Origin of the sequence: Streptococcus mitis (assembly GCF_019929545.1) — a bacterium.
GTDB lineage: Bacteria > Bacillota > Bacilli > Lactobacillales > Streptococcaceae > Streptococcus > Streptococcus mitis_BU.
On sequence record NZ_JAHZPT010000009.1, the window covers coordinates 34,749 to 60,882 of the forward strand.

26 protein-coding genes are annotated in these 26,134 nt (G+C 40.0%); 17 read left to right on the plus strand and 9 right to left on the minus strand.

Features of this window, described 5'->3' with window-relative positions; genetic code table 11:
* Positions 1-83 precede the first annotated feature (83 nt).
* The 7 genes from K1I71_RS04375 to ezrA all read left to right on the plus strand — a co-directional run bounded on the left by K1I71_RS04375 (position 84) and on the right by ezrA (position 9,905).
* Positions 84-1,013, plus strand: coding sequence for a peptidase U32 family protein (locus tag K1I71_RS04375; protein WP_223330302.1), 930 nt, complete (start codon positions 84-86; stop codon positions 1,011-1,013).
* A gap of 198 nt (positions 1,014-1,211) precedes the next feature.
* A complete protein-coding gene (locus K1I71_RS04380; protein ID WP_223330303.1) occupies positions 1,212-3,662 on the plus strand; it encodes a bifunctional DnaQ family exonuclease/ATP-dependent helicase in 2,451 nt (816 codons plus the stop codon).
* A 36-nt stretch (positions 3,663-3,698) separates the two neighbouring features.
* Positions 3,699-4,922, plus strand: coding sequence for an FtsW/RodA/SpoVE family cell cycle protein (locus tag K1I71_RS04385; protein WP_049488527.1), 1,224 nt, complete (start codon positions 3,699-3,701; stop codon positions 4,920-4,922).
* Positions 4,923-4,932: 10 nt separating this feature from the next.
* Entirely contained in the window at positions 4,933-5,487 is a 555-nt protein-coding gene (locus tag K1I71_RS04390) for a DJ-1 family glyoxalase III (RefSeq protein ID WP_033688616.1), read from the plus strand.
* Positions 5,488-5,571: 84 nt separating this feature from the next.
* Positions 5,572-6,135: an HAD family hydrolase gene (locus K1I71_RS04395; protein WP_004239328.1), complete on the plus strand. Its 564-nt coding sequence runs from the start codon at positions 5,572-5,574 to the stop codon at positions 6,133-6,135.
* A 14-nt stretch (positions 6,136-6,149) separates the two neighbouring features.
* The gene (gene gyrB, locus K1I71_RS04400) at positions 6,150-8,096 is read left to right on the plus strand and encodes a DNA topoisomerase (ATP-hydrolyzing) subunit B (RefSeq protein ID WP_000134041.1); all 1,947 of its coding nucleotides are present in this window, start codon (positions 6,150-6,152) and stop codon (positions 8,094-8,096) included.
* 81 nt (positions 8,097-8,177) lie between these two features.
* Positions 8,178-9,905, plus strand: coding sequence for a septation ring formation regulator EzrA (gene ezrA / locus K1I71_RS04405; RefSeq protein WP_045606203.1), 1,728 nt, complete (start codon positions 8,178-8,180; stop codon positions 9,903-9,905).
* 47 nt (positions 9,906-9,952) lie between these two features.
* On the opposite strand, the gene K1I71_RS04410 is transcribed toward ezrA, so the two are convergent.
* The 5 genes from K1I71_RS04410 to K1I71_RS04430 form a co-directional block, all read right to left on the minus strand.
* Positions 9,953-10,585, minus strand: coding sequence for a GNAT family N-acetyltransferase (locus K1I71_RS04410; protein WP_223330304.1), 633 nt, complete (start codon positions 10,583-10,585; stop codon positions 9,953-9,955).
* A 134-nt stretch (positions 10,586-10,719) separates the two neighbouring features.
* A complete protein-coding gene (locus tag K1I71_RS04415; protein WP_000767189.1) occupies positions 10,720-11,019 on the minus strand; it encodes a DUF1827 family protein in 300 nt (99 codons plus the stop codon).
* Between the two features lie 58 nt (positions 11,020-11,077).
* Positions 11,078-11,530: an NUDIX hydrolase gene (locus K1I71_RS04420; protein WP_045606208.1), complete on the minus strand. Its 453-nt coding sequence runs from the start codon at positions 11,528-11,530 to the stop codon at positions 11,078-11,080.
* Positions 11,531-11,659: 129 nt separating this feature from the next.
* Positions 11,660-13,918: an ATP-dependent Clp protease ATP-binding subunit gene (locus tag K1I71_RS04425; RefSeq protein ID WP_223330305.1), complete on the minus strand. Its 2,259-nt coding sequence runs from the start codon at positions 13,916-13,918 to the stop codon at positions 11,660-11,662.
* A 230-nt stretch (positions 13,919-14,148) separates the two neighbouring features.
* Positions 14,149-14,379 (minus strand): DUF1797 family protein, encoded by a 231-nt coding sequence (locus K1I71_RS04430; RefSeq protein ID WP_000443570.1) that lies wholly within the window; start codon positions 14,377-14,379, stop codon positions 14,149-14,151.
* Positions 14,380-14,569: 190 nt separating this feature from the next.
* Here K1I71_RS04430 and K1I71_RS04435 point away from each other — a divergent pair, with 190 nt between their 5' ends.
* The 4 genes from K1I71_RS04435 to K1I71_RS04450 all read left to right on the plus strand — a co-directional run bounded on the left by K1I71_RS04435 (position 14,570) and on the right by K1I71_RS04450 (position 18,015).
* Positions 14,570-15,253, plus strand: coding sequence for an amino acid ABC transporter permease (locus K1I71_RS04435; RefSeq protein ID WP_223330306.1), 684 nt, complete (start codon positions 14,570-14,572; stop codon positions 15,251-15,253).
* Positions 15,253-15,987, plus strand: coding sequence for an amino acid ABC transporter ATP-binding protein (locus tag K1I71_RS04440; protein ID WP_223330307.1), 735 nt, complete (start codon positions 15,253-15,255; stop codon positions 15,985-15,987). The genes K1I71_RS04435 and K1I71_RS04440 overlap by 1 nt, the downstream gene beginning before the upstream one ends.
* Before the next feature lie 177 nt (positions 15,988-16,164).
* A complete protein-coding gene (locus tag K1I71_RS04445) occupies positions 16,165-17,022 on the plus strand; it encodes a bifunctional methylenetetrahydrofolate dehydrogenase/methenyltetrahydrofolate cyclohydrolase (protein WP_223330308.1) in 858 nt (285 codons plus the stop codon).
* Between the two features lie 141 nt (positions 17,023-17,163).
* On the plus strand, positions 17,164-18,015 hold the full coding sequence (locus K1I71_RS04450) for an NAD(P)H-hydrate dehydratase (RefSeq protein ID WP_223330309.1): 852 nt from the start codon (positions 17,164-17,166) through the stop codon (positions 18,013-18,015).
* 24 nt (positions 18,016-18,039) lie between these two features.
* Here K1I71_RS04450 and K1I71_RS04455 read toward each other — a convergent pair whose 3' ends face one another.
* Complete coding sequence (locus K1I71_RS04455) at positions 18,040-18,225, minus strand: hypothetical protein (protein WP_042750849.1); 186 nt, start codon at positions 18,223-18,225, stop codon at positions 18,040-18,042.
* Positions 18,226-18,456: 231 nt separating this feature from the next.
* Here K1I71_RS04455 and rpiA point away from each other — a divergent pair, with 231 nt between their 5' ends.
* The 6 genes from rpiA (at position 18,457) to deoD (ending at position 24,140) form a co-directional block, all read left to right on the plus strand.
* Complete coding sequence (rpiA, locus tag K1I71_RS04460; RefSeq protein ID WP_223330310.1) at positions 18,457-19,140, plus strand: ribose-5-phosphate isomerase RpiA; 684 nt, start codon at positions 18,457-18,459, stop codon at positions 19,138-19,140.
* A 23-nt stretch (positions 19,141-19,163) separates the two neighbouring features.
* Positions 19,164-20,375, plus strand: coding sequence for a phosphopentomutase (locus K1I71_RS04465; protein ID WP_070478895.1), 1,212 nt, complete (start codon positions 19,164-19,166; stop codon positions 20,373-20,375).
* Position 20,376: 1 nt separating this feature from the next.
* Positions 20,377-20,937 carry a DUF1697 domain-containing protein gene (locus K1I71_RS04470; RefSeq protein WP_223330311.1) on the plus strand — a complete coding sequence of 187 codons (561 nt, stop codon included), beginning with the start codon at positions 20,377-20,379 and terminating at the stop codon, positions 20,935-20,937.
* A complete protein-coding gene (locus K1I71_RS04475; protein ID WP_223330312.1) occupies positions 20,934-21,743 on the plus strand; it encodes a purine-nucleoside phosphorylase in 810 nt (269 codons plus the stop codon). The genes K1I71_RS04470 and K1I71_RS04475 overlap by 4 nt, the downstream gene beginning before the upstream one ends.
* Before the next feature lie 2 nt (positions 21,744-21,745).
* A complete protein-coding gene (locus K1I71_RS04480) occupies positions 21,746-23,029 on the plus strand; it encodes a chloride channel protein (protein ID WP_223330313.1) in 1,284 nt (427 codons plus the stop codon).
* 400 nt (positions 23,030-23,429) lie between these two features.
* Positions 23,430-24,140, plus strand: coding sequence for a purine-nucleoside phosphorylase (gene deoD / locus K1I71_RS04485; RefSeq protein WP_000022091.1), 711 nt, complete (start codon positions 23,430-23,432; stop codon positions 24,138-24,140).
* Positions 24,141-24,166: 26 nt separating this feature from the next.
* Here deoD and K1I71_RS04490 read toward each other — a convergent pair whose 3' ends face one another.
* The 3 genes from K1I71_RS04490 to coaA all read right to left on the minus strand — a co-directional run bounded on the left by K1I71_RS04490 (position 24,167) and on the right by coaA (position 25,968).
* Positions 24,167-24,691, minus strand: coding sequence for a DNA topology modulation protein (locus K1I71_RS04490; protein WP_223330314.1), 525 nt, complete (start codon positions 24,689-24,691; stop codon positions 24,167-24,169).
* A 52-nt stretch (positions 24,692-24,743) separates the two neighbouring features.
* A complete protein-coding gene (gene rpsT, locus K1I71_RS04495) occupies positions 24,744-24,980 on the minus strand; it encodes a 30S ribosomal protein S20 (RefSeq protein ID WP_001274000.1) in 237 nt (78 codons plus the stop codon).
* A gap of 67 nt (positions 24,981-25,047) precedes the next feature.
* On the minus strand, positions 25,048-25,968 hold the full coding sequence (gene coaA / locus K1I71_RS04500; protein WP_223330315.1) for a type I pantothenate kinase: 921 nt from the start codon (positions 25,966-25,968) through the stop codon (positions 25,048-25,050).
* Positions 25,969-26,134: the final 166 nt, after the last annotated feature.

Genomic DNA, 26,134 nt, shown 5'->3' on the forward strand with positions numbered 1-26,134 from the left:
ACAGAAAGGTTACAATAAGAATAAAGTCCCTTTTCATTTTTAAAGAATGGCTGATTTTCCAGAAATGTGGTATAATTTTTCTTATGGAAAAGATTATCATTACAGCAACTGCTGAAAGTATTGAACAAGTTGAACAACTGCTCGAGGCTGGCGTAGACCGTATCTATGTTGGTGAGAAAGATTTTGGCCTTCGTCTGCCAACAACCTTTAGTCATGACCAATTGCGTGAAATCGCTAAGGTGGTTCACAAAGCTGGTAAGGAATTGATTGTTGCAGTCAATGCCCTCATGCACCAAGATATGATGGATCGTATCAAACCTTTCCTCGATTTCTTGGAAGAAATCAAGACAGACTACATTACGATTGGGGATGCAGGTGTCTTTTACGTGGTCAACCGTGATGGTTATTCCTTTAAGACCATCTACGATGCTTCGACTATGGTAACTAGCAGTCGCCAGATTAACTTCTGGGGACAAAAGGCTGGCGCATCTGAGGCTGTTTTGGCGCGTGAAATTCCATCTGCTGAGCTCTTCAAGATGCCTGAGATTTTGGAAATTCCTGCTGAAGTTTTGGTTTATGGTGCTAGTGTTATTCACCATTCTAAACGTCCACTCTTGCAAAACTACTATAACTTTACGCATATCGATGATGAAAAGACGCGTAAACGTGATCTCTTCTTGGCTGAACCGAGTGACCCAGAGAGCCACTATTCCATTTTTGAAGACAATCATGGGACCCACATCTTTGCCAACAATGACCTTGATTTGATGACCAAATTGACAGAATTGGTGGAGCATGGTTTCACTCACTGGAAACTAGAAGGGCTCTACACTCCAGGTCAGAACTTTGTTGAGATTGCAAAACTCTTTATCCAAGCGCGCAGTTTGATTCAAGAGGGTAACTTTAGCCATGACCAAGCTTTCTTGCTGGATGAAGAAGTTCGTAAACTTCACCCTAAAAACCGTTTCCTTGATACAGGATTTTATGACTACGATCCTGACATGGTTAAATAAAGTAAATGATTCGTTGAGAGAAGGAAGATGCAAACATTTCTTCTCTCAATTTTTCTTATTCTCCAATATTTTCAAAAAATAAGTAGGCTAGGATGCTCTGTTTGCTGGAATTTTTAATACAAGTAACCTTCTCGAGTTTGAAAATTATCTTATGTTTGCAGGTGCCAAATGGCCCTTTTTTTGGTATAATTTTTTATAATGAAAACGATTGGTAATCGCTATGTTGTGGTTGATTTAGAGGCAACTAGCACAGGTAGTAAGGCTAAAATTATCCAAGTGGGAATTGTTGTGATTGAGGACGGAAAAATCGTCGATCACTATACGACGGATGTCAATCCACATGAACCTTTGGATGGTCATATCAAAGAACTGACAGGACTGACTGACCAACGTCTGGCGCAAGCACCTGATTTTTCGCAAGTTGCTAGAAAAATCTTTGACTTGGTGGAGGATGGGATTTTTGTAGCCCATAATGTTCAGTTTGATGCCAATCTCTTGGCGGAAAATTTATTTTTTGAAGGCTATGAGCTAAGAAATCCTCGTGTTGACACGGTCGAATTGGCCCAGGTCTTTTTCCCTGAACTGGAAAAATATAGTTTGCCGATATTGTGTCGAGAATTAGGAATTCCTCTAAAACATGCTCACACAGCCCTTTCAGATGCCCAAGCTACAGCGGAATTACTTCTTTTTTTACGAGAAAAGATGGCCCAACTTCCTAAAGGACTCTTGGAACGCTTGCTGAAAATGGCTGATGCCCTCCTATACGAGTCCTACATGGTTATTGAGGAAATTTTTCGAAACCAATCTATCCTTAGTTCTCCAGACTTGGTTGAAGTTCAAGGACTATATTTCAAGAAAACTGGAGTTCCCCTGGAGTCACGAAAACTATCTCAGGATTTTTCTAAAAATATTTCTTTGTTGAACCTTGAAGTGAGGGAACGACAAGAAAGTTTTGCTAAAGAGGTTGGCTTGCTATTGAAAGATGAGCCTGTCTCTTTGATTCAAGCACCGACTGGAATTGGGAAAACCTATGGCTATCTCTTACCCGCTTTATCTCAAGCCAAAGAGCATCAAATTGTTCTTAGTGTTCCGACAAAGATTCTTCAAAATCAGATCATGGAAGAAGAAGGTAAACGCCTCAAGGAAGTGTTCCATATAGATATTCATAGTTTAAAGGGACCACACAATTATCTGAAGTTGGATGCCTTTTATCGTTCCTTGCAGGAAAATGATGAAAATCGCTTATTTAGACGCTTTAAAATGCAACTCTTGGTCTGGCTAACTGAGACAGAGACAGGAGATTTGGATGAAATCGGGCAACTCTACCGTTACCAACATTTTCTGACAGACCTTCGTCATGACGGAAATTTATCATCTCAAAGCTTATTTGTGACGGAAGATTTTTGGAAACGTAGTCAAGAAAGGGCACAAATCTGCAAGCTTTTAGTGACCAATCATGCCTATCTTGTAACCAGACTTGAAGATAATCCTGAATTTGTCAGTGACCGTTTATTGATTATTGATGAAGTTCAAAAGATTTTGTTAGCTCTAGAAAATCTGCTTCAAGAGACTTATGATATCCAGTCTATTATCGAATTGCTTGATAAGGCTTTAGTAGGAGAAGAAAACAGGATTCAACAACGAATATTAGAAAGTATTCGCTTTGAGTGCTTCTACTTGATTGAACAATTTCAGTCTGGAAAATCTAGGAAAAATATCTTAGATTCTCTGGTCAATCTCCATCAATATTTTTCAGAATTAGAGGTAGAAGGCTTTGAGGAGTTGGTTCGCTATTTTACAGCTGACCGAGATTACTGGCTTGAAGCAATTGAAACGAGTCAAAAGAAAATTCAGATTTCTTCTACAAAATCAGGTCGTATTCTCCTATCTTCTTTAGTACCTAATTCATGTCAAGTCTTGGGAGTGTCGGCTACTCTTGAGATTAGTCAGAGAGTTTCTTTGGCAGACCTGTTAGGCTATCCTGAAGCCAAATTTGTCAAGATTGAAGCTCGGGAAAAACAGGATCAAGAAGTAGTCTTGGTCAAAGATTTTCCCCTGGTAACAGAAACCTCCTTAGAAGTTTATGCTCAAGAGGTAGCTGATTTGCTGATGGATGTTCAAGATTTCCAGCAACCGATTTTAGTTCTCTTTACTGCTAAAGACATGCTTCTAGCAGTATCGGATTTACTTCCAGTTAGCCACTTGGCCCAGTATAAAAATGGGGATGTTCATCAGCTTAAGAAACGTTTTGAAAAAGGTGAACAACAAATCCTGCTTGGTGCAGCAAGTTTCTGGGAGGGAGTTGATTTTTCAAGTCATCCTTTTGTGATTCAAGTTGTACCAAGACTTCCTTTTCAAAATCCTCAAGAGCCCTTGACGAAAAAGATTAATCAGGAACTGAATCAAGAAGGGGAAAATGCCTTTTATGATTATCAATTGCCAATGGCCATTATTCGTTTAAAGCAGGCTTTAGGAAGAAGTATGAGACGCGAACACCAACGTTCCTTAACTCTTATTTTGGATAGGAGAATTGTCGGAAAGCGATATGGCAAACAAATTGTAACTTCTCTAGCAAAAGAAGCGACTGTTAAAACCGTCTCTCAATCCGAAGTTGATGAGGCTATTGATAAATTTTTAAATGAACTTTGATAAATAGTATTGTATGAAAGTATAAGGTTAGTATATATGAAACGTTCTCTCGACTCTAGAGTCGATTATAGTTTGCTCTTGCCAGTGTTTTTTCTACTGGTTATTGGCGTGGTGGCTATTTATATAGCCGTTAGTCATGATTATCCAAACAATATTTTGCCCATTTTAGGACAGCAGGTCGCATGGATTGCCTTGGGGCTTGTGATTGGTTTTGTGGTCATGCTCTTTAATACTGAATTTCTTTGGAAGGTGACACCCTTTCTATATATTTTAGGCTTGGGACTTATGGTCTTGCCGATTGTCTTTTATAATCCAAGCTTAGTTGCATCAACGGGTGCCAAAAACTGGGTATCGGTAAATGGTGTTACCTTGTTCCAACCGTCAGAATTTATGAAGATATCCTATATCCTCATGTTGGCTCGTGTGATTGTCCAGTTTACCAAAAAACATAAGGAATGGAGACGCACAGTTCCGCTGGACTTCTTGTTGATTTTCTGGATGATTCTCTTTACCATTCCAGTCCTAGTTCTTTTGGCACTTCAAAGTGACTTGGGGACGGCCTTAGTTTTTGTGGCTATTTTCTCAGGAATCGTTTTATTATCGGGCGTTTCTTGGAAAATTATTATCCCAGTATTTGTGACTGCTGTAACAGGAATTGCTGGTTTTCTAGCCATCTTTATCAGCAAGGACGGTCGGGCTTTTCTCCATCAACTGGGCATGCCGACCTACCAAATCAATCGTATCTTGGCTTGGCTTAATCCATTTGACTTTGCCCAAACAACTACTTACCAACAGGCTCAAGGACAGATTGCCATTGGAAGCGGTGGCTTATTTGGTCAAGGATTTAATGCTTCGAATCTGCTTATTCCAGTTAGAGAGTCGGATATGATTTTCACGGTCATTGCAGAAGATTTTGGCTTTATTGGCTCTGTCCTTGTTATCGCCCTTTATCTCATGCTGATTTACCGTATGTTGAAGATTACTCTTAGATCAAATAACCAGTTCTACACCTATATTTCCACAGGTTTGATTATGATGTTGCTCTTCCATATCTTTGAGAATATCGGTGCCGTGACAGGTTTGCTTCCTTTGACGGGTATTCCCTTGCCTTTTATTTCTCAAGGGGGATCGGCTATTATCAGTAATCTGATTGGTGTGGGCTTACTTTTATCTATGAGTTACCAGACCAATCTAGCTGAAGAAAAGAGCGGAAAAGTCCCATTCAAGCGGAAAAAGGTTGTATTAAAACAAATCAAATAAGGAGAAAATCATGGTAAAAGTAGCAGTTATGTTGGCTCAGGGCTTTGAAGAAATTGAAGCTTTGACAGTTGTGGATGTTTTGCGTCGGGCAAATATCACTTGTGATATGGTTGGGTTTGAAGAGCAAGTGACTGGTTCGCATGCAATCCAAGTCAGAGCAGATCGTGTCTTTGATGGTGATTTATCAGACTATGATATGGTTGTTCTTCCTGGCGGCATGCCTGGTTCTGCACATTTGCGCGATAATCAGGCCTTGATTCAAGAGTTGCAAAGCTTCGAGCAAGAAGGAAAAAAACTAGCAGCCATTTGTGCTGCGCCAATTGCCCTCAATCAAGCAGGGCTATTGAAAAACAAGCAGTACACTTGTTATGATGGTGTTCAAGAGCAAATTTTTGATGGTCACTACGTCAAGGAAACAGTAGTGGTAGATGGTCAATTGACAACCAGTCGAGGTCCCTCGACAGCCCTTGCCTTTGCCTACGAGCTGGTAGAGCAATTAGGAGGAGATGCAGAGACTTTACGAACAGGAATGCTCTATCGAGATGTCTTTGGTAAAAATCAGTAAAACGGGAGTCAAACTCTCGTTTTTTATGTGGAAAACTCAGGGAAATCATCGCTTTTTTCATAAAAAAATGCTATAATGAAGGGTATGAAATATCACGATTATATCTGGGATTTAGGTGGAACTTTACTGGATAATTACGAAACTTCAACAGCTGCATTTGTTGAAACATTGGCATTGTATGGCATCACACAAGACCATGACAGTGTCTATCAGGCTTTAAAGGTTTCTACTGATTTTGCGATTGAGACATTCGCTCCCAACTTAGAGAATTTTTTAGAAAAATACAAGGAAAATGAAGCCAGAGAGCTTGAACATCCGATTTTGTTTGATGGAGTTTCTGATTTATTGAAAGATATCTCAAATCAAGGTGGCCGTCATTTTTTGGTATCTCATCGTAATGATCAGGTCTTGGAAATTTTAGAAAAAACCTCTATAGCAGCTTATTTTACAGAAGTGGTGACTTCTAACTCAGGCTTTAAGAGAAAACCAGATCCTGAGTCCATGATTTATTTAAGAGAAAAGTATCAAATTAGTTCAGGGCTTGTCATTGGTGATCGACCGATTGATATCGAAGCCGGGCAAGCTGCAGGACTAGCTACCCACTTGTTTACCAGTATCGTGAATTTAAGACAAGTATTAGACATGTAAGAAAAAGGAAAAAGATGACAGAAGAAATCAAAAATCTGCAGGCACAAGATTATGATGCCAGTCAAATTCAAGTTTTAGAGGGCTTAGAGGCTGTTCGTATGCGTCCAGGGATGTATATCGGGTCAACCTCAAAAGAAGGTCTTCACCATCTAGTCTGGGAAATTGTTGATAACTCAATTGATGAGGCCTTGGCAGGATTTGCTAGCCATATTCAAGTCTTTATTGAGCCAGATGATTCGATTACAGTTGTTGATGATGGACGTGGGATCCCCGTCGATATTCAGGAAAAAACAGGTCGACCTGCCGTTGAGACTGTCTTTACTGTTCTTCACGCTGGAGGAAAGTTTGGCGGTGGCGGATATAAGGTCTCAGGTGGTCTTCACGGAGTGGGGTCCTCAGTAGTTAATGCCCTTTCAACTCAATTAGACGTTCATGTCCACAAAAATGGTAAAATTCATTACCAAGAATACCGTCGTGGTCATGTTGTTGCAGACCTTGAGGTGGTTGGAGATACGGATAAAACGGGAACAACAGTTCACTTCACACCGGACCCAGAAATCTTTACGGAAACAACAACCTTTGATTTTGATAAATTAAATAAACGGATTCAAGAGTTGGCCTTTCTAAATCGCGGTCTTCAAATCTCCATTACAGATAAGCGTGAAGGTTTGGAGCAAACCAAGCATTATCATTATGAAGGTGGGATTGCTAGTTACGTTGAATATATCAACGAGAACAAGGATGTTATCTTTGATACACCAATCTACACAGATGGTGAGATGGATGATATCACAGTCGAAGTAGCCATGCAGTACACAACGGGTTACCATGAAAATGTCATGAGTTTCGCCAATAATATTCATACCCATGAAGGTGGAACGCATGAACAAGGTTTCCGTACAGCCTTGACTCGTGTTATCAACGATTATGCTCGTAAAAATAAGTTACTGAAAGATAATGAAGATAATCTAACAGGGGAAGATGTCCGCGAAGGATTAACTGCAGTTATCTCAGTTAAACACCCAAATCCACAGTTTGAAGGACAGACCAAGACCAAATTGGGAAATAGCGAAGTGGTCAAGATTACCAATCGTCTCTTCAGCGATGCCTTTTCTGATTTCCTCATGGAAAATCCACAGATTGCCAAGAGAATTGTGGAAAAAGGAATTTTGGCCGCCAAAGCTCGTGTTGCTGCCAAGCGTGCGCGTGAAGTCACTCGTAAAAAATCTGGTTTGGAAATTTCCAACCTTCCAGGTAAACTAGCAGACTGCTCTTCTAACAATCCTGCTGAAACAGAACTCTTCATCGTCGAAGGAGACTCAGCTGGTGGGTCAGCCAAATCTGGTCGTAACCGTGAATTTCAGGCAATTCTTCCAATCCGCGGTAAGATTTTGAACGTTGAAAAGGCAAGTATGGATAAGATTCTAGCTAACGAAGAAATTCGTAGTCTTTTCACAGCGATGGGAACAGGATTTGGTGCAGAATTTGATGTTTCAAAAGCTCGTTACCAAAAACTTGTTTTGATGACCGATGCCGATGTCGATGGAGCCCACATTCGTACCCTTCTTTTAACCTTGATTTATCGTTATATGAAACCAATTCTAGAAGCTGGTTATGTTTATATCGCCCAACCTCCAATCTATGGTGTCAAGGTTGGAAGTGAGATTAAAGAATATATCCAGCCAGGAGCAGACCAAGAAATCAAACTCCAAGAAGCCTTAGCCCGTTATAGTGAAGGTCGTACTAAACCGACCATTCAGCGTTATAAGGGGCTAGGTGAAATGGACGATCATCAGTTATGGGAAACAACCATGGATCCTGAGCATCGTTTGATGGCTAGAGTTTCTGTGGATGATGCGGCTGAAGCAGATAAAATCTTTGATATGTTGATGGGGGATCGAGTAGAGCCTCGTCGTGAGTTTATCGAAGAAAATGCCGTCTATAGTACACTTGATGTTTAAAAAATCGAGAGAAGTAGTTCCCTTGGTCTAAAAAATATGATATAATCATTACGATTGTTTCAAGTAAAAAAGGAGTTTAATATGTCTGGTAGTCTAGTAGTATATCTTATAATTGCAATTGCAATTATATTGCTGATTTCATATGCTATAGCAATTTATGTACGGAAACGCAATGAAAGTAAATTAGCAATTTTAGAAGAGAAAAAAGAAGAGCTGTACAATCTTCCAGTTAATGATGAAGTTGAAGCTGTAAAAAATATGCACTTGATTGGACAAAGTCAAGTGACTTTCCGTGAATGGAACCAAAAATGGGTTGACCTATCTCTTAACTCTTTTGCCGATATCGAAAATAATCTTTTTGAGGCAGAAGGCTATAACAACTCATTCCGTTTTTTCAAGGCCAGTCATCAAATCGACCAAATCGAGAGTCAAATTACTTTGATTGAAGAAGATATTGCGTCAATTCGCAATGCCTTGGCAGATTTGGAGAAACAAGAGTCTAAAAATAGTGGACGTGTTCTTCATACCTTGGACTTGTTTGAAGAGTTACAACACAGAGTGGCTGATCATTCTGAAGAATATGGCCAAGGTTTATCTGAAATCGAAAAACAATTGGAAAATATCCAATCAGAGTTTTCTCAGTTTGTTACTTTAAACACTTCAGGTGATCCAGTAGAAGCTGCTGTGATTTTAGATAATGCTGAAAATCATATCTTGGCTTTGAGTCACATTGTTGACCGCTTGCCAGCGATTGTAAAAACATTATCTAAAGAGCTACCTGATCAATTGGAAGATTTGGAAGACGGTTACCGTAAACTTTTAGATGCTAATTATCATTTTGCTGAAACGGATATTGAATCTCGCTTCCAATTGCTTTATGAATCTTTGAAGAAAAACCACGAAAATATTGCACAATTAGAGTTGGATAATGCTGAGTATGAAAATACTCAAGTTCAAGAAGAAATCAATGCACTCTATGATATCTTTACACGAGAAATCGCTGCTCAAAAAGTAGTAGAAGGCTTAGTTACAACCCTTCCTACATATTTGAAACACATGAAAGATAGTAATGCTGTTTTAGTGGAAGATATTCAACGATTGAGTAACAATTACCTACTATCTGAAACAGATGTTAGTCATGTTCATAGATTACAAGCTGAGTTAGAATCTTTAGAAGAATCTGTATTGGAACTAACTTCTGAACAAGAGGAACATTCTGAACCTTATTCATTCCTTGAAGATCGTTTGGAAAACTTACAAGCGACTTTGAAGGAAATTGAAGATGAACAAGTTGCGGTTAGTCAACGTCTTGCTCAGATTGAAAAAGATGATATCAATGCTCGCCAGAAGGCAAATGTTTATGTTAATCGTCTTCACACAATTAAGAGATATATGGAAAAACGCAATCTTCCAGGTATTCCTCAGAATTTCTTACAGTCGTTCTTTACAGCAAGTAACCATACTGAAGAGTTGATGGCTGAACTAGAAGAAGCTCGTGTCAATATCGAAGCTGTGAACCGGATGCTTGAAATTGCAACAAATGATATGGAAGCACTTGAAGAAGAAACCTATAATATTGTTCAATATGCAACGTTGACAGAACAATTGCTACAGTATTCGAACCGTTACCGCTCATTTGATGAACGAATTCAAGAAGCTTTTAATGAATCATTAGAAATTTTTGAAAAAGAATTTGATTATCATGCTTCATTTGATAAGATTTCGCAAGCTTTGGAAGTTGCAGAACCAGGTGTAACCAACCGTTTTGTCACTTCATACGAAAAAACACGTGAGACGATTCGTTTCTAACATAATAAAAAAGATTTGGTTCTGTGATAAGCAGCACCAAATTTTTTTTATTTATTTATTGTTTTTAAAAATGCCCAGTTACCAATTGATATTGAACCGTATTCTAGCTCCATAAAGTCAAGTAGGACATAATCGTTTTTTTCGTAGAATGAGGTATTTCTAGCTGTACTAGTTATGAGGCCCAAGTGCTTACAGCCTTTTGATTTGACATAGGGTTCAATTCCTTGTTTCAAAAATGTACTGCCTATTCCTAGCCCTTTATTTGATACATTGACAGCTAAGGCCATCAAATACCAATCAAACTCTCCAGATTCTTCTAAATGCTTTTTGGAACGTTTTACAAAGTCAAAGTATTTAAGGAGATTTTGTGGTCGAATGTAGCGAAAAATGTTTGTTCCACCATTTCGTAGATAGGATAGTATACAGAAATCCTTTTGTTGCAAAAGGGCAACTGCAAGTAATTCTCCATCCTGTTCCGCAATTAAACAGTTTCCCTTCTTAATATAGACTCTAGTAAGCAGAATTTGCAATGTTTCTACAAAAGCAGGATAGGAGTCAGGTTTCTTCAAATCGTCAGTTATAATCGTTAAAAAGGGATAGTCAAGAAAGGAATTAGCTAATAGTTTTCCAATTTTTTCGCTTTCTTCAATTCTTGCCTCTCTATATATGATGTCTCCCATGTTTGTCTCCTTAATTATCTATAAAATCTTGTATGATAAGATTTCAAGATAAAAAATTGGAGATGATTTAAAAAGCTAAATAAACCTAATTTTGTTCCATAAGGTTCAAAGTACTTTCTAATCTCTCCAAGATTTTATTTGGTCGGAATTGAAATTCCAATTAATTTTTCTGAATAGAGGGTTTTGATATTGGCCTCATCAATAGAGTCCTTATCAATTTTACGTTTCAAGAAAAATTCTTGAATAGCTTCGATTTCAGGTTCGCGGATAGCGCGGTGTTTGTTTGAGATGAGGATTTCATAGTGAAGCGGAGCTTGGGTAAAAATAACATCTGTATTACCTGCAGAATAAACCTCAACAAGGGTTGCATCTGTACTTTCTAGCTGGCTTTTTACAAGTTGCGAGTGTGAGTTTGTCGTATTGATAAGCTTCATAACATTTCCTCCGATTTTCTAATTCTATTATAGCACTTTTTGAATAAAGTAGCTTGATTTAGTCAATCTTATGCTGTTTTTTCCAAGATTGGATTGCCCATTTATGGCTACCACGTTTGAGATTTTCAATAGCCTCGTCAATAGGGAACCAGGCGATATGATTAAAGTCTTCTAGTGGCTTTTGCACTTCTTTGAAAGAAGTCGCTTCATAGAGGTAGGCAGGATTGTAGTAGTAGGTGTCACGGTGACGAGAGTAGAAATATTCGTCAGCTTGTCCATAATAAATACCAATTTCAGCTGTGAAGCCAAGCTCTTCAATCAATTCACGTTTTAGGGCTTCCTGATGGTTCTCACCAGCTTCAATTTCACCACCTGGTAGGAACCAAGCGCCATTGGGTGCTTGAACAAGAACAATTTGTTTTTGTTCAGCATCAGGGATAACTGCATATACGCCATAGCGTGAAACATAGTCTGTATTCGCTTTTTTTTCTCCGAAAGTTGGGTTTGCCATTGAATTTTCCTCATTATCTAGTATCGTTATTATTATCATAATGGACAAAGGGCAAGCTGTCAAGAATTTATAGTTATTTTAATAAAAAGAAGCAGAAAATTTTCATTTTCTACTCCTTTTTTATAGGATTTATACTTCTTTTTCAGAAGATTTTACTTCAGCTTTTTTGGCAGATTTGATTTGAATCTTGCCCTTGCTGGTCATCACTGCCTTGAGTTCTTTTTCACTTGGGTTTTCAAGGTAGTAGTCAGTGATTGCGTCCTCAATATAGTCTTGAATAGTACGACGAAGTGGGCGTGCTCCCATTTTTGGATCATAGCCGAGGTCAACTAATTTTTCCTTGACCTTGTCTGTCACATCGAGATGGATATTGTTGCTGGAGAGTCGCTTATTAACATCAGCTAGCATGAGCTCGACGATTTGAAGGAGGTCGTCTTTGCTGAGAGCTTTGAACTCGATGATGCCGTCAAAACGGTTCATAAATTCTGGGCTAAAGAAGTTACCGAGTTCACCGAGGACAGAGTTGGTACGTCCTTCGCGAGCTGCCCCGAAACCAACGCTGGCTTCGGCCTTACCTGTACCTGCGTTTGAGGTCATGATAATAATGGCATCCTTGAAGCTGACGGTACGCCCTTGCCCGTCTGTCAAACGACCATCGTCCAAGACCTGAAGGAACATATGCATGACATCTGGATGGGCTTTTTCTACTTCATCTAAGAGAATAAGAGAGTATGGATTGCGGCGGACTTTTTCAGTTAATTGCCCAGCCTCATCATAGCCAACATAACCTGGAGGGGCTCCGACCAACTTAGCTACACTGTGTTTTTCCATGTATTCACTCATGTCAAAGCGAATCATGCTGTCAGCAGAACCAAAAAGTTCAATGGCTAGTTGTTTGGAAAGTTCTGTCTTACCGACACCAGTTGGTCCGACAAAGAGAAAGCTTCCAATTGGACGGTTTGGCGTACCGAGACCGACACGATTCCGGCGAATAGCCTTGGCAATCTTATCGACTGCATCATCCTGTCCAATAACATGCGACTTGAGATCTTCGGCTAGATGGATGAGTTGAGATTGTTCTTTCTCTTTCAAATCACCAACAGGGATATTGGTTTTCTGCTCGATAATATGCTCAATGGTTTTTTCACTGATGATAGGAGTATCTTGGTCTGTGACCTTTTTCTTTTGCATTTCCTTATACTTGGCAATCTGGTCGCGGAAATAAGCCGCCTTCTCAAAATCTTCCTCTCGTGTAGCTTGAGATTTAAGATTTTCAGCCTCAATCAAGCGTTGATCAATTACTTTAGGATCCACAAAATTCAAGGTCAAGTTCATCTTAGAACCAGCTTCATCTAGGAGGTCAATGGCCTTATCAGGCAAGAAGCGATCTTGGATGTAACGATTGGAAAGAGTTGCAGCTGCTTCAATTGCAGCATCGGTATACTGAACGTGGTGGTAGTCTTCGTATTTCTTTTGAATACCTTTGAGGATAGTGATTGTTTCTTCCACGGTTGGTTCATCGACCTTAACAGGTTGCATACGACGCTCTAGGGCGGCATCCTTTTCAATGATACGGTATTCATTGAGGGTAGTGGCACCGACCAGTTGCAGTTCCCCACGAGCAAGGGCTGGCTTGAGGATATTTCCTGCATCCATATTGCCATCGCCTGCAGAACCAGCACCGACAATTTCATGGATTTCATCGATAAAGAGGATGATGTCCTCACGTTTGCGAATTTCTTCCATGAGTTTTTGCATGCGTTCTTCAAATTGTCCTCGGATACCCGTTCCTTGAACTAGGCTAACCACATCCAGACGGATGACTTGTTTGCCTTGTAGTTTATGTGGAACGTCGCCATCAACGATTTTCTGAGCTAGACCTTCGACAACGGCAGTTTTTCCGACACCTGGTTCACCGATAAGAACAGGATTATTCTTGGTTCTGCGATTGAGAATTTCGATGACACGGATAATCTCATCGTCGCGCCCAATAACGGGGTCAATATCTCCACGACGGGCAATTTCAGTTACGTTGATACCAAATTCTTCCAGCAGGCCTTTTTCTTGGCTTGGTGGAGGAGTTTGAGCAGGTCCACGATTTTGGGAACCATAACCGCCGTTTCCACCGTAACCTCCACCTGATTGGGTTGGGGGAGTCGGAGGAGTGTTGTTAGAAGGTCTAAAATTGTTTAGGTCATTGAAGAAATCACCAAAGGGATCAAAGTCACGATTGTTCAGATCCGTCATACCTTTAAAGAGGCTATTGTTAGGATCTGTTTTGATAATCTTATAGCAGTTTTGACAGAGGTCAATTTGTTTTTGCTTTCCATTAAGATTGGTATAAAGATGAATTGTTGAGTCGTTGATTTTACAGTTTTGACAAAGCATACATCTACCTCATTTCTTTCTTTAGCCTGGCCTGTCCAAAGGTCAATAATAGTCAAATTTCTATACTCTCATTATAACAGGATTGGGGTGTAAAGCAAGTAAAAAGATTGCAGCTTTGAGAAGTTGCTACAATGAAAATTTTTGAGATTTTAGGGAATAAAAAAATCCTATTTGTGAGACAAAAAGGATTTTGGTTAGACATGCAGGGTGTAATCCCAGCTTGTTTTGTATTAGTAAAGGAGTTCGTAAATCTCCATTGCAATTAAGTCAATGCTATCAAACGTATAAGTTTCGCGAGCTTCGACATCACGAAGGGTAAAGATTGAGCCGTTTTCTTCGTCGTGGCTGTATGCAACTTCTGCAACAACAACTCCTTCGCGTTCAAAATTACGTTTTAAATTTCCGCCATCTTTTGCCATTGCTTCAAGGCGGTTGATGATTCTAACCAAATGTGATTCCATTTTGATTCTCCTTCATTTCTTATCGTTACTATTTTACCATAAAGGAGGCCAACTTGCCTAGAAAAAACTAAGATTTCTCGCTAATTCTACCAGCTTAAAGTTTTTTTGAATAAATTAGACAAAAGATTTGAATTTTAATTCAGTTCATGTTATAATCATACAGTATTCTATTTTAGAAAGCAGTGTGACTATGAATTTTTCTTTTTTACCAAAGTATTTACCTTATTTTAACTACGGGGCTGTCGTGACGGTTCTCATTTCTATCTGTGTGGTCTTTTTAGGGACTATTTTGGGTGTTGTCTTGGCTTTTGGGCAACGTTCAAAGTTTAAACCGCTTGTTTGGCTTGCCAACTTATACGTTTGGATTTTCCGCGGGACACCGATGATGGTTCAGATTATGATTGCCTTTGCTCTAATGCACATCAATGCTCCGACTATTCAGATCGGAATTTTAGGTGTTGATCTTTCTCGTCTGATTCCAGGGATTTTGATTATCTCTATGAACAGTGGTGCTTATGTTTCTGAGACTGTTCGTGCTGGGATTAATGCGGTTCCTAAAGGTCAGCTAGAAGCGGCTTATTCGCTAGGGATTCGTCCTAAAAATGCGATGCGCTATGTGATTTTGCCACAAGCTATCAAAAATATTTTGCCAGCATTGGGGAACGAATTTATCACTATTATCAAGGATAGTTCCCTCTTATCAGCTATCGGTGTTATGGAGTTGTGGAATGGAGCTACAACAGTTTCTACAACAACCTATCTACCTTTAACACCACTTTTATTTGCAGCCTTTTATTACTTGATTATGACCTCTATTTTGACAGTAGCCTTGAAAGCTTTTGAAAAACGTATGGGACAAGGAGATAAGAAATAATGACAGAAACCTTGATAAAAATTGAAAATTTACATAAATCCTTTGGAAAGAATGAAGTATTGAAGGGCATCAACCTCGAGATTAAAAGAGGAGAAGTTGTCGTTATCATTGGTCCTTCAGGAAGCGGGAAATCTACCTTACTTCGTTCTATGAATTTGTTGGAAGAAGCAACAAAAGGGAAGGTTATTTTTGAGGGAGTTGATATTACGGACAAGAAGAATGACCTGTTTGCCATGCGTGAGAAGATGGGCATGGTCTTCCAACAATTTAATCTCTTTCCTAATATGACTGTGATGGAAAATATCACCTTGTCTCCTATCAAAACCAAAGGTGAAAGTAAGGAAGTTGCAGAGAAGAGAGCTCAGGAACTTTTGGAAAAAGTTGGTTTACCAGATAAGGCAACTTCTTATCCACAGAGTTTGTCAGGTGGTCAGCAACAGCGGATTGCCATCGCGCGTGGGTTGGCTATGGAACCTGATGTCTTGCTCTTTGACGAGCCAACTTCAGCCCTGGATCCTGAAATGGTTGGTGAGGTGTTGGCTGTTATGCAAGACCTAGCCAAGTCAGGAATGACCATGGTTATCGTAACGCATGAGATGGGATTCGCTCGTGAGGTGGCAGACCGTGTCATCTTTATGGCAGACGGTGTGGTTGTTGAAGATGGAACACCTGAACAGATTTTTGAACAAACCCAAGAACAACGGACTAAAGACTTCTTGAGTAAGGTTTTATAAGTTAGCTTTGTTAAGCTCTTTGTAGCCAACTTTAGATATAAAATATAGATTAATGAAAAGCTCGACTCGAGCTTTTTCTTATAGTTTGAAACTATAGAATAGCCTAGGAAAGAAGTGTTAGAGGGGATTAGCAGTTTTTGGTATAATGGAAGATATTTGAAAGAAAAGAGAAGTGATATGACACAGATTATTGATGGGAAGGCTCTAGCAGCTAAGTTACAAGGACAGCTGGCTGAAAAGACTGAAAGATTAAAGGAAGAAACGGGGCTAGTACCTGGTTTGGTAGTGATTTTGGTTGGGGACAACCCTGCCAGCCAAGTCTACGTTCGTAACAAGGAGAGGTCAGCCCTTGCGGCTGGATTCCGTAGTGAAGTTGTGCGAGTTCCAGATACCATTACTCAAGGGGAATTGTTAGACTTGATTGCCAAATACAATCAAGATTCAGCTTGGCATGGGATATTGGTCCAGTTACCATTACCAAAACATATTGATGAAGAGGCAGTTTTGTTGGCCATTGACCCAGAAAAGGATGTGGACGGTTTCCATCCCTTAAACATGGGGCTTCTTTGGTCTGGTCATCCAGTCATGATTCCTTCGACACCTGCAGGAATTATGGAAATGTTTCATGAATATGGGATTGACTTGGAAGGTAAAAATGCGGTCGTCATCGGTCGTTCCAATATCGTTGGAAAACCCATGGCCCAGCTTCTTTTGGCCAAAAATGCAACAGTGACCTTGACCCATTCACGTACTCATAATCTTGCCAAGGTGGCTGCTAAAGCAGATATTCTTGTAGTAGCAATCGGTCGTGCCAAGTTTGTGACTGCTGACTTTGTCAAACCTGGTGCGGTTGTCATCGATGTCGGGATGAACCGCGATGAAAATGGTAAGCTCTGTGGAGATGTGGATTATGAGGCAGTTGCCCCACTTGCTAGCCATATTACGCCAGTTCCTGGAGGTGTAGGTCCTATGACCATTACTATGCTGATGGAGCAAACTTATCAAGCAGCACTTCGAACATTGGATAGGAAATAAGAGAAAAATTTTCTGAGGAAAGTGTATTTTCTATAGCTATATCTAAAATGGCAGAAATGAATATTAAATTTTAGAAATAAGTTTATAAAAGGAGGTATGCGCCTCCTTTTTGTTGTATAATAAATGCGAGAGGGAAAAACGATGAAAGTGATTGATCAAACCTTATTAGAAAAAGTCATTATTGAACGTTCTCGTACAAGTCATAAAGGAGATTACGGTCGTCTGCTGTTACTGGGTGGGACTTATCCTTATGGTGGTGCTATCATCATGGCTGCTTTGGCAGCTGTTAAAAGTGGAGCTGGTTTGGTGACTGTTGGAACAGATAGGGAAAATATCCCAGCTTTGCACAGTCATTTACCTGAGGCTATGGCCTTTTCTCTTCAAGACCAGCAATTGTTAAAAGAGCAATTGAAGAAGGCAGAAGTTGTCTTGCTGGGGCCTGGTTTACGAGACGATACTTTTGGAGAAGATCTAGTCAAACAGGTCTTTGCTAGCTTAAAAAAGAATCAGATTTTGATTGTAGACGGAGGGGCCTTAACCATTCTTGCTAGGACAAGTTTGTCGTTTCCATCTAACCAGCTTATCCTAACTCCCCACCAAAAAGAATGGGAAAAGCTGTCTGGTATTGCTATTGAAAAGCAAAATGAAGATACAACAGCTAGTGCCCTGACTTCTTTCCCTCAAGGCATAATTTTGGTGGAGAAAGGTCCAACTACTCGTATTTGGCAAGTTGGTCAATCAGATTTTTACCAGTTACAGGTTGGCGGTCCCTATCAGGCGACTGGTGGTATGGGAGATACACTGGCTGGAATGATTGCAGGATTTGTAGGCCAATTTCGACAGTCCAGTCTCTACGAACGTGTGGCAGTAGCAACCCATCTTCATTCAGCCATAGCCCAAGAACTATCTCAAGAAAATTATGTGGTCTTGCCGACGGAAATCAGCAGTCATCTGCCCGAAATAATGAAAAAAATATCTCAAAAAGGCACCTGATCGTTTCAGGCGCCTTTATATCTTTTAGAAAAATCCTTTAATCTTTCCAACGAGGCCATCTAGACCTTCAGAACCAGAAATCAACTGTTGAGCTTGAGAGAAGTATTCTCCAAGCTGTTCTTGATTTTCTGTAACAAATGTTTTTGCAGCTTCGAAATCTTTTGTTTCGATTAACTCTTTTACTTGATTAAACAAATCTAATGGGTTCATCCTATTTCTCCTTTTCTGTACTTAACTATTTAATCATCTTTATGATAAAAAATCAACTGTTGCTGCTTTTGGCTAGGACCTGTTTTTATCTACAAGTTCTCATAACTAAGATTCTAACTACCAAAACAAGGTAGACATAAAAATAAAAATGTTCGGGTTTTTCTAGTGTATCCATGAAATAAAAAAGGATACATGTTATAATAAAAGTAGCTCTTTAATGGAGGTGTTTGAGTGGAAAATCTGAAGAAAATGGCAGGTATCAAGGCTGCTGAATTTGTCAATAATGGCATGGTTGTCGGACTGGGAACGGGGTCTACTGCCTATTATTTTGTCGAAGAAATCGGTCGTCGTATCAAGGAAGAAGGATTGCAGATTACAGCTGTAACGACTTCTAGTGTAACTAGTAAACAGGCTGAAGGGCTTAATATCCCGATCAAGTCTATTGACCAGGTAGACTTTGTCGATGTGACAGTCGACGGGGCGGATGAAGTGGATAGTCAGTTTAATGGAATCAAAGGTGGTGGTGGTGCCCTTCTGATGGAGAAGGTTGTTGCAACGCCCTCAAAAGAATATATTTGGGTAGTAGATGAAAGCAAGCTGGTCGACAAACTGGGTGCTTTTAAATTGCCAGTAGAAGTGGTTCAGTATGGCGCAGAACAGGTCTTTCGTCGTTTTGAGCGAGCTGGCTACAAACCAAGTTTCCGTGAAAAAGACGGTCAACGTTTTGTGACCGATATGCAGAACTTTATCATTGACCTTGCCTTGGATGTCATTGAAGATCCAATTGCCTTTGGGAAAGAATTGGACCATGTCGTTGGCGTCGTGGAGCACGGTTTATTCAATCAAATGGTGGATAAGGTCATCGTTGCTGGACGAGACGGGGTTCAGATTTTAACTTCAACAAAAGCAAGATAACTAAAATAATAAGGAGATACACTATGTCAAAATTTAATCGTATTCACTTGGTGGTATTAGATTCTGTAGGAATCGGTGCTGCACCAGATGCCAATAACTTTGTCAATGCAGGGGTTCCAGACGGAGCTTCTGACACACTGGGACACATTTCAAAAACAGTTGGTTTGAATGTGCCAAACATGGCTAAAATCGGTCTAGGAAATATTCCTCGTGAAACGCCTTTGAAGACTGTTCCAGCTGAAAGCAATCCAACAGGATATGCAACAAAATTGGAAGAAGTTTCCCTTGGTAAGGATACTATGACTGGACACTGGGAAATCATGGGCCTTAACATTACTGAGCCTTTCGATACTTTCTGGAACGGATTCCCAGAAGAAATCTTGACAAAGATCGAAGAATTTTCAGGGCGCAAGGTCATTCGTGAAGCCAACAAACCTTACTCAGGAACAGCTGTTATCGATGATTTCGGACCACGTCAGATGGAAACTGGAGAGTTGATTATCTATACTTCAGCTGACCCTGTTTTGCAAATTGCTGCCCACGAAGACATTATTCCTTTGGATGAATTGTACCGTATCTGTGAATATGCTCGTTCGATCACCCTTGAGCGTCCTGCCCTTCTAGGTCGTATCATTGCTCGCCCTTATGTGGGTGAACCAGGCAACTTCACTCGTACAGCTAACCGTCGTGACTTGGCTGTATCTCCATTTGCACCAACTGTTTTGGATAAATTGAACGAAGCTGGCATCGATACTTATGCTGTTGGTAAAATCAACGATATCTTTAACGGTGCGGGTATCAACCATGATATGGGCCACAACAAGTCAAACAGCCACGGAATTGATACACTATTGAAGACAATGGGTCTTGCTGAGTTTGAAAAAGGATTCTCCTTCACAAACTTGGTTGACTTTGATGCCCTTTATGGCCACCGCCGTAATGCTCATGGTTACCGTGATTGCTTGCATGAATTTGATGAACGCTTGCCTGAAATTATCGCAGCCATGAGAGAGAACGACCTTCTCTTGATTACTGCGGACCATGGAAATGACCCAACCTATGCAGGAACGGACCACACTCGTGAATATATTCCACTTTTGGCATACAGCCCTGCCTTTAAAGGAAATGGTTTGCTGCCAGTCGGACATTTCGCAGATATCTCAGCGACTATTGCCGATAACTTTGGTGTTGAAACTGCCATGATTGGGGAAAGTTTCTTAGATAAATTGGTATAAGATGACGCGCTATGCTTTGCTGGTGAGAGGTATTAATGTTGGTGGCAAGAATAAGGTCGTCATGACGGAGCTTCGTCAAGAATTGACAGAGTTGGGACTGGAAAAAGTTGAGACCTACATCAACAGTGGCAATATTTTCTTTACTTCGACAGATGCCAAAGCCCAATTGGTTGAAAAGTTAGAGGATTTCTTTGCAGTCCATTATCCATTTATTCAGAGCTTTTCTATACTGAGTCTTGAGGACTTTGAAGCGGAAATTGAAAATCTACCTGAATGGTGGACCAAAGATCTGGCTCGAAAAGATGTCCTCTTTTATACAGAAGGCTTGGATGTGGATCAAGTCATTGAGAAAGTTGAAAGTTTGGAACTGAAAGATGAAGTGGTTCATTTTGGAAGACTTGGGATTTTCTGGGGGAAATTCTCTGAAGAATCCTACTATGCAACTGCCTATCATAAGTGCTTGCTCAAGATGCCTTTCTATCGCAATATTACCATTCGCAATGCCAAAACCTTTGACAAAATCGGTCAAATGCTAAAAACTAATAAAGGAGACATACAATGACATTTTTAGATAAAATCAAGGAAACAGCTGCCTTCCTGAGAGACAAGGGAATCCAAGCACCTGAGTTCGGTCTAATCCTTGGATCAGGACTTGGAGAATTGGCAGAAGAAATCAAAAATCCAGTTGTAGTAGACTATGCAGATATTCCCAACTGGGGCCGTTCAACAGTAGTCGGTCACGCTGGTAAATTGGTATATGGAGAACTTGCAGGTCGCAAGGTCTTGGCTCTTCAAGGTCGTTTCCATTTCTACGAGGGAAATCCTCTTGAAGTCGTGACTTTCCCAGTACGTGTGATGAAAGTTCTCGGATGTGAAGGTGTCATTGTAACCAATGCAGCTGGCGGTATTGGATTTGGTCCTGGTACTTTGATGGCTATCTCAGACCATATCAATATGACGGGGCAGAACCCGTTGATGGGTGAAAATTTGGATGATTTTGGTCCACGTTTCCCAGATATGTCTAAAGCCTACACACCAGAATACCGAGCTACTGCCCATGAAGTGGCTAAAAAATTTGGTATCAAGCTTGATGAAGGTGTCTATATCGGTGTTACTGGTCCGACTTATGAAACACCAGCAGAAATCCGTGCTTATAAGACACTGGGAGCAGATGCGGTTGGTATGTCTACTGTTCCTGAAGTTATTGTGGCAGCCCACTCAGGCTTGAAAGTTCTAGGAATTTCATGTATTACTAACTTTGCAGCTGGATTCCAAGAAGAACTCAACCACGAAGAAGTTGTAGAAGTGACTGAACGTGTTAAAGGCGACTTCAAAGGTTTGCTTAAAGCGATTCTTGCTGAATTGTAATCATGTTAATAGAATTGAGGAGTATTTTTCGAAAAATCCCTTATAATTTTAGATTATTCATAGCAGTAATTCTGCAAGGAATAGTTTCGGGTTTATCTGGTATAGTTCTCCATTATCTTTTAGAGATTGTAGAGAGTCTAGCTTTTGGTCAGTCAGAGAAACATACTGGATTTTTGACAGATGGTGTTTCCTCGTCACGGATAGGATTAAGTTTAATAATCGTGGGTCTTGGCTCATCCTTGGTCTGGTATTTCTTGCAAAAAGGGTCGAAGATTTATTCCATAAAAGCTCAGATGAAGGATGAGACTGCACAATACAAGCTTCATTTTCAAAAACAGCTATTTCATTCAATTTGGCAGATCATTGCAGTTGGAGGGGGAGCACCTATTGGCAAAGAAGCTGCACCACGAGAAATTGGAACTCTATTTGCAGGACCAGTTGGGAAAATATGTATACTGTCTATGAAGGATCGTATCTTTCTCCTTGCTTGTGGTGCTGGTGCTGGTTTAGCGGCTGTTTATCAGGTTCCATTAACAAGTGTCTTCTTTGTTTTTGAAACCCTAGGAATTGCTCTATCTATTAAACGATTTGTCTTAGTCGGTTTGACTACCTATGTTTCAACTTATATAGCAGGCTTGGTTATTTCAGATCAGGCTCTCTACCAGATTCTAGCCATCACATGGTCCTTAAAGGAAATGTGGATTATTCCCTTATTACTTCTTTTCTTAACCCCACTAGCTTGGCTTTTTGGTCGCTTAAGTAAAGAAGCGTCTTCAAAAAGGATAAAAGATAAACGCATACTTCTCACATTGCCCTCAGCTTTTCTTTTTCTTGTTGGTTTGGCAAGTTATTTTCCACATCTACTTGGAAATGGACGGATGATGGCTCAAGAAGTATTGAATGGTAGTAGTGGCAAAACGGTACTCCTCTTGTTTATCCTAAAAGCATTGGTCGTTCTTATTACTCTATGGGCAGGGGCCTATGGCGGTACACTTACTCCATCTTTTGCCTTGGGGATAGCTGGAGCTGCCCTCCTTGGCATGATTCTAGGTGTGGAAAGCCAGCCAACCACTTTGCTTTTGGGATCCGTTTGCTTTTTGTCTGTGACCTTGAGGGCTCCCTTGTCTGCAACTGGATTAGTAATAGGCTTCACGGGGATAGGTTTAGATTCTCTTCCGTATCTCTTAGTAACAGCTGTTTTAGCCTATGAATTTGCAAAAATATTAGACCGTTTTTCTTGGGCTAACATACTGTGTCAGAAGTCAAATAATAAAGTAATTAGGTAGGAAATGCCCATTTCTTCTAGTCAATGATTTGATTTAAAATATTAAAAAAACTCTCAATTTATTTATAACTGTTTTAAATAAAAATGAAGTAGGCTTATCGGAGTCATGGTTGAATCCGATTTTTCCTAGCTATGAAATATAAAAATAAAAAAAGAAAGGTAGAGCGTGTGTTTTGATTAGAACACGAGCGGAAAACTTTTCTAAAAACTCAGAAGAGAAGAGAAGTTCGGGTTTGAATTGAAGCCAGACTAATCTTCTCAATATCATCAAAATTAAGAAAGAAAGGAATTGAACCCACCCTAAAAGCAGTGGGAAAAAGATAGTTGGTCTAGCGAGCATCGCTCACTGCACCCAACTCCTATTTTCCCTTTGCTTTTTGACGGGTTTGGTATCTTATATTATGTCTATCCATATTGCTGCTCAGCAGGGTGAAATTGCTGATAAAATTCTTCTTCCTGGAGATCCTCTTCGTGCTAAATTTATTGCGGAAAATTTCCTTGAAGATGCTGTTTGTTTTAACGAAGTGCGTAACATGTTTGGTTACACTGGTACTTACAAGGGCCACCGTGTATCTGTCATGGGAACTGGGATGGGGATGCCATCCATTTCGATTTATGCGCGTGAGTTGATTGTTGACTACGGTGTGAAAAAATTGATCCGTGTGGGAACAGCAGGTTCATTGAATGAAGATGTTCACGTCCGTGAATTAGTTTTGGCGCAGGCAGCTGCAACCAACTCTAACATCATCCGCAATGACTGGCCACAGTACGATTTCCCACAAATCGCTAGCTTTGATTTGCTGGACAAGGCCTACCATATCGCCAAAGAACTTGGTATGACCACCCACGTTGGGAACGTTTTGTCTTCTGATGTCTTTTATTCAAACTACTTTGAAAAGAACATCGAACTTGGTAAATGGGGAGTCAAGGCTGTGGAAATGGAAGCAGCAGCCCTTTACTATCTTGCTGCTCAACATCATGTTGATGCCCTTGCTATCATGACTATCTCTGATAGTTTGGTCAATCCAGATGAAGACACGACTGCAGAAGAACGCCAAAATACCTTCACAGATATGATGAAGGTTGGATTAGAAACCTTGATTGCAGAGTAATTATATCTAAAAAAGGAAGCCCTTCTTTATGAATTGGAGGACTTCCTTTTCTTATCTAGAAATTGATCTAGCTCTCTTTGATTTCGAAGAATAGTGACTTTATGGGAGTATTCTTGGCAAAGTTTTTGGTAATTTTTTCTTTGAGCTTTAGTTCGTCCATCCCAGAGAATCCATCGGATAAACTCCCAATTAAACTGTTCTTGACAACCAACTGCCATACTTTCTCTGACCTTGCCTCGGTATTTGAGGTATCGTTTAAAGGCTCGAAAGAGACAGGTCAATGTCGAAAAATTAAGAAAGATGATTTGCTCAGCATCCTGCATTCTTTCCTCATAGAAACACCAAGAATAATTCCCATCGATGACCCAAGCTTCATGCTTGGTGAGAAATTTTTTCATCTCATCCAACATCCATTCACGGTCACTGTCTTGCCAACCGGGTTGAAATTGGAGTGTGTCCATGTGAAGTTTTGGGATGGAGTAGTAGTTAGATAATTTTTCTGCTAGAGTTGACTTACCAGCACCAGAATATCCGATAATTGCGATTTTCATTTTCTACCTTTTCCAATTTGGAGACAAAAAAACAGCCTCTATGGACTGTTTCTTATTTAGCAAGTTTAGCTGAAAGACGAGCTTTGTCGCGGCTTGCTTTGTTTTTGTGAATCAAACCTTTAGTTTCTGCTTTATCGATAGCTGAGCTAGCAGCACGGAAAAGTTCTTCAGATGGGTTTGCTTCGAAAGCTTTGATAGCAGTACGCATAGCTGATTTTTGAGCTGAGTTCTTTTCGTTTTGTTTAACGTTCAATTCAGCGCGTTTGATAGCTGATTTAATGTTTGCCAATGTTCTTACCTCCATATTTACTAACTATACCATTATATCTGAAAACTTACGTTTTGACAAGGGAAAATTATTTTTTTAAGTAAATTTCATCGATTTCATGGTTCTTTGTTTTATGAAGAATCACTTCTGCACGATTTCTGGTTGGTTCAATATAATTTTGTAGATTTGTGAGATTGATACTGGTCCAGACCTGATGGGCAAAGGATTCCACTTCCCCAATCGGCATTTGTGTAAAACGATGATAGTAGCTATCAGGGTCGTTTTGGGCTAGGCTCAGCATTTTCAAGAAACGGTCCAGATACCAACTCTCGATGTCATCGACTGTAGCATCAACATAGATGGAAAAGTCAAAGAAGTCAGTAATGTAGAGACGCTCGTTTTGTGGATTTTGAAAGACATTTATTCCCTCGACAATGACAAAATCAGCAGCTTTGACACTTTGCTTTTCCTCAGGTACGATGTCGTAGACTTCATGAGAATAGACAGGAATATCTACATCTTGTCCATTTTTGATGTGGTCCAGGAAGTTGAGAAGAGCTTCCATATCATAGCTTTCAGGAAATCCCTTGCGATTTAAAATCCCTTGTTCAATCAAGGTCTGGTTGGGATAGAGAAAGCCGTCAGTTGTTACCAACTCAACCGTAGCATCTGTAAGTGTACGGGACAGTAGGATTTGAAGTAGGCGACTGGTTGTGGATTTTCCAACGGCAACACTCCCAGAAACCCCAATGATAAAAGGCTGGGATTTGCTTTCACGTTGAAGGAAAATCCCTTTTGAAAAGGCCAAATCATCCTTGGTACGCTTGTAAATCTGGATGAGATGGGCTAGGGGGAGATAGACATCGGTAACATCCTGCAAGCTAATCTGGTCATTAAAACTCTTGATGGATTCTAATTCCTCTTCTGTCAAAGGAGGTGTGGTTTTTCTATGTAACGATTGCCAAGTCTGGCGGCTGATTTTTTCAAAATGTAAAAATTCGTTGGTCATTTGTTTTCCCCTAGATATTTTGTTTATCATACCATAAAAAGCTAAAAAAATAAAGCGGTTTCTTGATGATAGTAAACCAATATCGTATAATGGGCACCTCTAAAAACTCCACTCTTATCACAAAAGAAAAAATCAACTGTATGTGTCTCATTTAGTTGGCACATTC